This window comes from Celeribacter halophilus, from assembly GCF_900114135.1.
In the GTDB taxonomy this organism is placed as follows: domain Bacteria; phylum Pseudomonadota; class Alphaproteobacteria; order Rhodobacterales; family Rhodobacteraceae; genus Celeribacter; species Celeribacter halophilus.
The window spans coordinates 1-8,795 of sequence record NZ_FORY01000042.1; the positions used below are offsets into that span (position 1 = coordinate 1).

Consider the following 8,795-nt stretch of genomic DNA (forward strand, 5'->3'; position numbering starts at 1 on the left):
CCTTCGCCTGGACCGACCGGCTCCGCCGATCCGGCGTGCGTATCTCAATGGATGGGAAGGGCCGCTACCTGGACAATATCTTCATTGAGAGGCTCTGGCGAACCCTGAAATACGAGTGTGTCTACCTGCATGCTTGGGAGACCGGATCAGAAGCGAAGGCAGGCATCCGGAAATGGATGACCTTTTACAACAACCAACGCCCACACTCAGCCCTTGGCGGCAGGCCGCCAGCCGTGGTCTATTGGCTGAGAAATGACAGAACACAACCCGATCAGCAGGAGCAGAGAGTAGCTTAATTTACGCCAGATCCTGTCCAACAAATGGGGAGTAGCTCAGGTAGGTCTAGCCCCCACTTTAAACGGTGGGGGCTTTTTTGTTTGTTATGATTTGTCGTAAGCCGAGTACCATTCAGCAGTTGTCGCGCTGAGTTTTCTAAATGCAATGTTCGTGGCAATTCTAGCAATTTCTTCTAGCGGTTCTTATAGCTGTTCAATGGTAAGATGTTCAGCACCAGATTCTAATTCCTCTGGCGTGAGGGGGGCTTGAGTTAAGTCAAGCTTCAGATAATCTGCAAGCGCAGTAATCTCTCCTAGCTGGTCCAACAGGTCTTTAAGACTTTTGACTTCTTAACGCGCAGCCTCACTTGGGGTCCATAGAACTACGGAGTTTGAGCCAGAGTAGACGCGCAGTTGGGATCTTACTATCCCACGAGATACAATAGAGTAGCTCAAACCATTGATGTTAATGCAAGACGTACCTAGGAGTGCGGACATTTGCCGAGAATCGTTGGCGACTGCTGCTGATATGAATTCAGACAGAGATTCCTTACTGGTACAACCGACATAGTTACCTGAGACCGTACCGGACTGCGCATGTGCGATACTTGCACCTAAAAGCAGTGACAAAGCTAAAGGTGTTTTAAAGAAAACGTTCATGGACATACCTTCAATAATCAAACGATGTATTGGCAGTATTAAAAAAGAAAAATAATTAACTTTCAATAATCAAACGATGTATTTGTAGCATTAGAAAAGAAAACTAACTGATTTTTAGCTTAACTTTAGTTGTTCCCCCAGTGTTCCCCCAAGGGGTTAGAGCAAAGAAAAGCGGTTAGCTGAAATTCAGCTAACCCCTTGAAATCTTTGGCTCCGGCGGTAGGGATCGAACCTACGACCAATTGATTAACAGTCAACTGCTCTACCGCTGAGCTACGCCGGAACATGTGGCGGTGTATAGCTATGTGATTTGGGCCGTGCAAGTGGGTTTTGTGACAAAAAGATATTTTTTGCGAATTTTTTGCTCACCGCGTGGAAAAGACTGCATTTTCAGAGAGTTCCGGTGTGGCGAGGATGCGGTTTCTTTGGTGGAGGTCGATCAGATGCGCCAGCGTGTTGCGTGCGGCGGCGGGAATATGAGTCGCCGGAAGCTCTGTGTAGACTGTTTTTGTCAGCGCGATGAGCGACTGGGGCCGTGCAGACAGGGATTCGAGGATTTGCGCCTCCCGATTTGCGCGATGGGTGAGGAGAAAGTCGATTCTCCGCACCGGCATCTCCACCTCCGCGCCATGTCCGGGGTGGAGACGCGCGGGGGCAAGATCGCGCAACAGGGTGCAGCTGTTGCGGAAGGCGGCGGCATCGCCATCGGGCGGGGAGATCAGCGAGGAGGACCAGCCCATAATCAGATCGCCGGAAAAGACCATGTCCTGCCAGTGAAAACATAGGTGATTGCCCATATGGCCGGGGGTGTGCAGCGCGGTGATCGAGCCTGCAGGGGTTGCAAGCACCTCTTTATGAGCCACGGTAACATCAGGACGAAAACGCGCATCCACCCCTTCGCCGCCGCCAATCTGTTCGGCGAGCGAGGCCATGATCGGGCTGCGTCCGCTGCGGAAATCTCCGAAGGCATGGACGGGTGCGCCCGTGAGTTGCGACAGGGCCTGTGCCCCTTCGGAATGGTCACGATGGGCATGTGTCACAAGAATATGGGAAATCCGGCCACCTTGGGGCAGGGTGCCCAGAATGGTCTCGCGATGCGCCGCCAGATCCGGTCCCGGATCAATCACCACCCGCGCAGCGCCTTCGCCCAGAAGATAGCTGTTGGTGCCCCAATAGGTCATTGGCGAAGGGTTGGGCGCGAGGATGCGGATCAGGTCCGGCGCCAGACGGGTCACGCTTTCGGGTCGGTTCTGCACGCGATTTTCCTTTTCTTTGCGCTCCTTGACGGTCTACCAATACAGCGTTTCGCGAAAAATCTGAATCACGGATTTTGGGTCTCGCGATCAGGCGTGGTGGCGCCTCGGGTCTGTCTGCTTCGGACCCGCATATCATCCGAAGGGACTGGGCATGGTGTTCAACTGGCTGAAAAAATATATGCCGCGCGGGATTTACGGGCGGGGAGCCTTGATCCTTCTGGTGCCTGTGGTGGTGATCCAGCTTGTTGTGATCGTGGCCTTCTCGCAGCGTTATTTCGAGGACATCACCCGCCAGCTCAGTCGCGGCGTGGTGGCAGAAATCGGGCTTTATGTGGAAACGGTCGAAGGCATTCCCGCCGATCAGGTGCCTGTGGCCTTGCAACATCTGGACACGCGGTTGAATTTCAAAACCTCGGTCGGAAGTGATACTGCGGTGGAAGATCGCAGACCGTGGTATGATTTTTCCTCGCGGGTGATTGCCTCCGAATTGCGCAGCCGGATCGACGGGGTCGAAGGCGTCGATGTGGCCAGTGATACGCGTCTTGTACGCACCTCGATCCTGACCGATGGCGGGCGGCTGACTATTGAATTGCCGCGCAGTCGGGCTTCGGCCTCCAACCCGCATCAGCTCATGGTCTGGACGGCGTTTACAGGTCTGGTGATGACGCTGATCGCCTTTATCTTCCTGCGCAACCAACTCCGCCCGATCCGTCAGCTTGCGCGGGTGGCCGAAAGTTTCGGGCGCGGAGAGAGCAAGCCCTACCGTCCGGCTGGAGCTGCGGAAGTACGGGCAGCGGGGGCGGCTTTTCTCAACATGCGCTCACGCATCGAACGCCAGATCGAACAGCGCACCTTGATGCTCTCCGGCGTGTCGCATGATCTGCGCACGCCGCTGACGCGCATCCGGCTGGGCCTGTCGATGCTTGATGTGCCAGAAGAGGACACGGCGGAGGTTGCGGCGATGCAGGCCGATCTCGACGAGATGGAGCAGCTCATCAACGCCTTCCTTGATTTTGCACGATCCGAGGCGACGGAGACGCCTGAAGAGGTCGATCTGGTGGATCTGGTGCTGTCGGCCAAAGAGCGTGCGGAACGGGCAGGGGGCGAGGTCAAACTCGGCGCCATGCCCGATGGGCCGGTGATGCTCAACCTGCGCCCTGCGGCGCTGTCGCGTGCGCTCGATAACCTCATGTCCAATGCGCGTCGATATGGCACGACTGCGCAACTCAGCCTGACCGAGTTTGACCGTGCCGTGGTGATCTCGGTCGAAGACAACGGTCCGGGCATTGCCCCTGACGTGCGCGAGCGGGCCTTGCAGCCTTTCGTCCGCCTCGACGCCGCCCGCAACCAGAACCGCGGTTCCGGTGTCGGGCTTGGTCTGGCCATCGCCCATGATGTGGCACGGCGACACGGCGGCACCTTGCGCCTAGGTGAGAGCGAAGAGCTGGGCGGGTTGAAAGCCGACATCGTTCTGGCACGTCAGGCCTGAGGCAAACGTCTTACAAAGAAGCAGCTAAGCCTCTTAGCCGCACAGGTTTTCCACGTCAGGGTCAAGTTTTCGGCCCATTTCTCCGGCATAACGCAGTCGTATTTTAAGACTTGGGGTTTATGATGGCGCAATCTGTCGCGGTGCTTGTTGATGGCGATAATATTAGCGGAAAATATGCTACAGATATTTTGACCGCAGCGGGAAAACATGGCGAGCCGAGTGTGGTTCGTGTTTATAGAGATGCGCAGTCTCTCTCGGATTGGCACAACGCTTATGGTTACCGGATGATACATGCCGGAACCGGCAAGAACGCAGCAGATATATTGCTTGCACTGGATGCGATGGAGTTGCTTCTGGTCAGGGAGATGCGTTGCTTTGTGATCGCAAGTTCGGATGGTGATTTTACCCATATTGCCACAAGATTGCGAGAGAACGGCGCGAAAGTGATCGGGCTTGGTGAAGAGAAAGCACCGGATGCGTTTCGCGCCTGTTGCAGTAGTTTTGTGGAGCTTGGCACGCGGAAGCCTGTTGCCCCGCCGCGTCTTGTGCCGAAAGAGAATATGTCTGTAAGAGCATTTGATTTGAATGTGCGGACTATAATCGCAGCACTCAGTAAAAACGGTACAGGAGCGCAGATTTGCGAAGTGGGTCAGTTGATGAAATCCTTACACGGAGTGACGACCAGCGGCTTTCCCGAGAAAAACTGGCGAAGCTATTTCAGTGCGCGTCCGGAACTATACGATTTGGATCCGCCTGGTGCCGAAGCAAAGGTGCGTTTCCGTCCCGAAGGGTTTTCACACGCGACTACGGATGCTCAGCGCAAAATAGCCTGATCGCGTTCAAAAGCCGACATCCATCTGGCGCGGCAGGCCTGTGGCCGACGGGTGTCCGACACTTTTCCGACGCTTTGCAGACATGAGATTTCAGCCACGAATGAGGTTCTGCGCTTTGACGTTTTCGGCCTCCCGAATGACGAAATCCACCGGCGCACAAAGCTATCTGGATGTGCGACAGAACGGGAAGCTATGGCTCTCATCGTGAAATTCTCTAGCGACCCGCTTGCCCGACCCGTGCATCGGCCTTAAACGGGGAAGAGCAACGATACCCGCGCGGCGCCCTGACTGCGTAGGTCAGAGCCAAGGGGATAACATATTGCTTTTCTTCACCATCTGGCCGCTTTTCGCGCTGATCTGCCTTGGCTATATCCTTGTTCGGCGCGGTTTTCCTGATCCGGGTTTCTGGCCCGCCGCCGAACGGATCAACTATTTCCTGTTTTTTCCGGCGCTTCTGGTCAGCAGTCTGGCAGATGCCCCCGTCCGCGATCCGCAGGTGCTGCGTCTGGGCGGTGCGACCGTTGTCGTCATTCTGATCGCGGCATGTGCCCTGAGCCTGTTCCGGCGCGCTCACCCCATCCCCGCAGCCCGTTTCGGAGCAGTGCTACAAGGCGCGGTGCGGTTTAATACCTATCTGGGGCTGGCCATTCTTGCCACCCTGACCGGCCCCGTAGGGATCGAGCGTGCGGCAATTTACCTTGCCATTGCCGTGCCCTTGGTCAACGTCCTGTCGATCATGGCTTTGACCGAGGCAGGGCAGGGGCGCACACTTTTTTCGATGCTGCGCACTATGGCGCTCAATCCGCTTATTCTGGCCTGTCTGGGGGGCATCGCGCTGGCGCTGACCGGATGGGGGCTTCCGTTTGGCACGGGGCGTTTTCTTGATCTGCTCGCGCAAGCCAGCCTGCCGCTTGGCCTGCTCTGTGTGGGGGCTGCCCTGCAACCTGCCACGCTGCGTCGCGACGGGGTTACATTGGCAGCATCAGGCGCTCTGCGTCTGCTACTCATGCCCTTGCTCGCAGCGCTCATCGCGCGTCTTGTCGGGCTGAACGGCGTCGAGGCGCTGGTGCTGGTCGTTTTCTCGGCCATCCCCACAGCCCCCACATCCTATGTGCTGACCCGTCAAATGAACGGCGACGGCACATTGATGGCTGGAATCGTTACCTCCCAAACCATCGCCGCCATCGCGACAATTCCACTGATTCTGTGGGTGCTGGGTATTTGAGGTTTAGGGGCGTGAACGGCTTATAACCAAGGGGATCCGAAAAAGTTCCAGTCGCTGGAAAATGCGTCAGACTCCAAGCGTCTTCATACATTCCGGGAAACGCAAATGACATGTTTTCCGTGGTTAAGGCTTTAGGGCAAAACTCGGTTCCCAAGATGAAATCAAAGCATGTTGGCTTCACCCTTAAATTTCACAATGATGAGTTGTCTATCAGATTCTTTAGTAGGAACGTTTGGGATGGGGCGTGTTATGTTTTCTTTCTGTCATGTCTTGTCGCCACGGATAAAGTTCCGGGGATGTTGGTATATGTCCTTGTGAGGGAGTTATCGGGAGATCCGTGGACCTCGATGTGAGAAGTTTCCACAATATTTTGGCTGAAAAAACGAGCTAAATGCGCAATGAAAAGGAGGAATGTGGATTTCATTACGTGATTTTAAAGAATGTATTGAGGCATGTGACAAACTGACATGTAATCTATTTTGAGTAATGTCTGCGGACACTGCTGTGGTCATAGTGTGAACGTTTACGAAGCAAATGAGTGTTGATGAAATGGTTCCGTCAGGAGATAAGGCTTATTCCAGCATAACCTACCCCGTACATTGTACACACTCTGAAGTGGCGCGAAAGGCGTTGTATAGGCTGGATGCCAAAAAGCGCGATCACCTGCTGCTGACACTTTGGCTGATTGTGACGTTCAAGCAATTCCCTATGGATGAACTGATCCTTTATCCTCTTTCTCTTTATTTCGGTTATGCGTTTGTTCGAGACATCGATGATCTTTTCCCGATTGTAGCGAAATCATGGGTTCTGTTTCTGTTTCCAACATGGTGCATCATGTCAGTGCTTTGGGGTGTGAATCCAGGAGCTATATTGAAATCGGCGGCGCAAGGGTTTCTCACGGTAATGATCTGTTATTGCGTCGCGCTCAGGTTGGATCGCAGGGATGTCCTTGTTTCACTGGTGATCGCGGCCGGAATTTTTTCTATTGCCTCTCTGGTATTGCCCGCAACGGGAGGGAAAGCTTCTCGTGGGGTTTTCGCTTCGAAAAACTCTATGGGCTTGAATATGGTTATTCTGTGGTCCGCTGCGCTGTGTGTCGCGCTGGATTACGGGCAGCGCCGTTTCTTTCGACTTGTCGCCGGTGTGTTGGCGGTCTGTGCACTTGCGCTGGTATTTATTTCCAATTCTGCCACAGCTGTCCTTTTGGCCTTTGCTCTTTTGATCCTCATTCTGTTGTCAAAGATGCTGGATGGTCGGGGGCTGTTTCATCCGGTGATCTTGTTCTGGCTTACACTGGGATTGAGCCTTCTGCTGATAGGAGCGTCTCTTTTGTTTTCAGCGGCGAATATTGATGTGATCGGCCTGGTTCTTGATAAGTTCGGAAAAGACGCGACCTTGACTGGGCGAACTGTGCTCTGGGGATATGCCTTGGACCAGATAAAAGAAAATCCGTTATTGGGAGTTGGCCATGGCGGTTTTTGGAATCCAAAGGACTGGACCCATGTGTCGCGAAAAATTTTTGTTGAATTTTATAAGGATTTCAACGCGACATTCACCTTTCATAACGCTTATCTACAGACCGCTGTGCATCAAGGTCTGATTGGTTTGGGGATTGCGCTGTTGGCCTTTTTTTATGCAATCTGGCAGGTCTTTGTCGCTATGGTTCGTAGATGCGAGATGCCTCAAGCGTTTTTCGTCTCAATCGCTGCCATGATCCTCGCACGCAACATGACTGAGCCCGGTCTGATGACGCCTTTCTCGCTTATGACGATGGTTCTCTATATGGGGGCACTCATTAGTGTTCGAGAACGGGTGTTTGGCATCTCCTGATGCTGTTTTGGTTTGGCGGCATAATAAACGTTTCATCCGATTTGCAGCCTGTTTCTAAAGGTTTCGTGCTTAAAAAATAATCTGAGCAGGGATTGGTTGGACAGAAAGGGGAAATCTCTTGATCGGGCGCGCATGAATGAGAACATTGTTGGCAACGCTCACTGCAGATCTCGTGATAGAGTATGCACTGTGTTTTTTATAGTTGTGCCCGAACTTGGTTTTGGGCTTGGGGGTTTTGAGTATGAATCATCAAAGTAGTGTCCGGACAGTCCCGACGAACGAACAGGTGCCGCTCCGGGACGACGTGCCAGCCAAGATGCGCTTGCAAGATTTGATCTTGTTGCTGAAAAACGGGCGCAGAACTGTTCTGGGCTTTACGGCGACGGCTATCATTCTCACAGGTCTGTTGTTGTTGAATGCGACGCCGCGCTATGTGGCGGTCTCTCAGATGCTTCTCGGGGAGCAGGGTTTGATTGCGCGCAACAGTTTTGATCTGGTGGAGGAGCAACAGAATTTAACAAATTCTGTAATCGAAGGGGAGCTTGCAGTTTTACGCTCCAATGTGCTTTTGCATCGGGTTGCTGAACGGCTTGAGTTGGAAAATATTCCAGAATTCAATCCGGACATTCTGGATCAAGAGAAATCACCTTCATTTGTTGACGGCGTTAAAGTCTGGGTGAAGTCGCTTCTAACAGATTCCGATTTGGACATAGATGCTGAGGTCGAAGACTTGCCGAGCCAGATATCGGCGGCCGCTTCGGCAAGTGCATCGCAGTTGGGAGAATATAAGGATATTGTCAGCAAATTGCGGCGGTCTTTTTCTGTGCGCCAGCAAGGCACATCTTATGTGGTTCAGGTGACAGCAGAATCCGAAGATCCCGAACTGGCAGCCGCGCTCTCCAATACTCTCATGGACGAATATGTGAAATTCCTGACAGACAAGCGCTTCGACGCTGCGCGTGAATTCACGCACTGGTTGGAGACGCGGGTGACTGATCTCGCGGTGACACTTGAAGAGTCAGAACGAGCGGTCGTGGACTATCGGGCAAGAATGGAAGCCGATGCGGATTGAATTGCCCCGAGTTTGCCGGAGACCTATAGCTTCATTTCACGCGACCATATCGAACACGTCAGTAAGCGTTCGCAGGACATCACATGCAGCTTAGCTTGACAGCTTGAAGTTCCACGGCAGCAGATCGTCTATGCTGTTTTGCGGATGGCCATTGG

The 8,795-nt window shown here is 53.5% G+C and carries 7 protein-coding genes and 1 tRNA gene; 6 read left to right on the plus strand and 2 right to left on the minus strand.

Features of this window, described 5'->3' with window-relative positions:
• Nucleotides 1-296: integrase core domain-containing protein (locus BM152_RS18285; protein WP_139222543.1), on the plus strand; the 296-nt coding region annotated here is incomplete at its 5' end.
• 847 nt (nucleotides 297-1,143) lie between these two features.
• Here BM152_RS18285 and BM152_RS18290 read toward each other — a convergent pair.
• Nucleotides 1,144-1,218: transfer RNA gene (locus tag BM152_RS18290), tRNA-Asn, on the minus strand.
• Between the two features lie 82 nt (nucleotides 1,219-1,300).
• The gene (locus BM152_RS18295) at nucleotides 1,301-2,191 is read right to left on the minus strand and encodes an MBL fold metallo-hydrolase (RefSeq protein ID WP_066604034.1); all 891 of its coding nucleotides are present in this window, start codon (nucleotides 2,189-2,191) and stop codon (nucleotides 1,301-1,303) included.
• Between the two features lie 151 nt (nucleotides 2,192-2,342).
• Here BM152_RS18295 and BM152_RS18300 point away from each other — a divergent pair, with 151 nt between their 5' ends.
• The 5 genes from BM152_RS18300 to BM152_RS18320 all read left to right on the plus strand — a co-directional run bounded on the left by BM152_RS18300 (nucleotide 2,343) and on the right by BM152_RS18320 (nucleotide 8,640).
• Nucleotides 2,343-3,680 carry an ATP-binding protein gene (locus BM152_RS18300; protein WP_066604037.1) on the plus strand — a complete coding sequence of 446 codons (1,338 nt, stop codon included), beginning with the start codon at nucleotides 2,343-2,345 and terminating at the stop codon, nucleotides 3,678-3,680.
• Between the two features lie 119 nt (nucleotides 3,681-3,799).
• Nucleotides 3,800-4,513 carry an NYN domain-containing protein gene (locus BM152_RS18305; protein ID WP_231730529.1) on the plus strand — a complete coding sequence of 238 codons (714 nt, stop codon included), beginning with the start codon at nucleotides 3,800-3,802 and terminating at the stop codon, nucleotides 4,511-4,513.
• 319 nt (nucleotides 4,514-4,832) lie between these two features.
• A complete protein-coding gene (locus BM152_RS18310) occupies nucleotides 4,833-5,738 on the plus strand; it encodes an AEC family transporter (protein WP_066604044.1) in 906 nt (301 codons plus the stop codon).
• Nucleotides 5,739-6,272: 534 nt separating this feature from the next.
• Nucleotides 6,273-7,568, plus strand: coding sequence for an O-antigen ligase family protein (locus tag BM152_RS18315; RefSeq protein ID WP_082715376.1), 1,296 nt, complete (start codon nucleotides 6,273-6,275; stop codon nucleotides 7,566-7,568).
• 241 nt (nucleotides 7,569-7,809) lie between these two features.
• Nucleotides 7,810-8,640 carry a GumC domain-containing protein gene (locus BM152_RS18320; protein ID WP_082715377.1) on the plus strand — a complete coding sequence of 277 codons (831 nt, stop codon included), beginning with the start codon at nucleotides 7,810-7,812 and terminating at the stop codon, nucleotides 8,638-8,640.
• Nucleotides 8,641-8,795: the final 155 nt, after the last annotated feature.

What these genes read in the sequence shown, in the direction of transcription:
- BM152_RS18305 (WP_231730529.1), top strand. Translation starts at nt 3,800, where the DNA reads ATGATGGCGCAATCTGTCGCGGTGCTTGTTGATGGCGATAATATTAGC.
- BM152_RS18320 (WP_082715377.1), top strand. Translation starts at nt 7,810, where the DNA reads ATGAATCATCAAAGTAGTGTCCGGACAGTCCCGACGAACGAACAGGTG.
- BM152_RS18315 (WP_082715376.1), top strand. Translation starts at nt 6,273, where the DNA reads ATGAGTGTTGATGAAATGGTTCCGTCAGGAGATAAGGCTTATTCCAGC.
- BM152_RS18300 (WP_066604037.1), top strand. Translation starts at nt 2,343, where the DNA reads ATGGTGTTCAACTGGCTGAAAAAATATATGCCGCGCGGGATTTACGGG.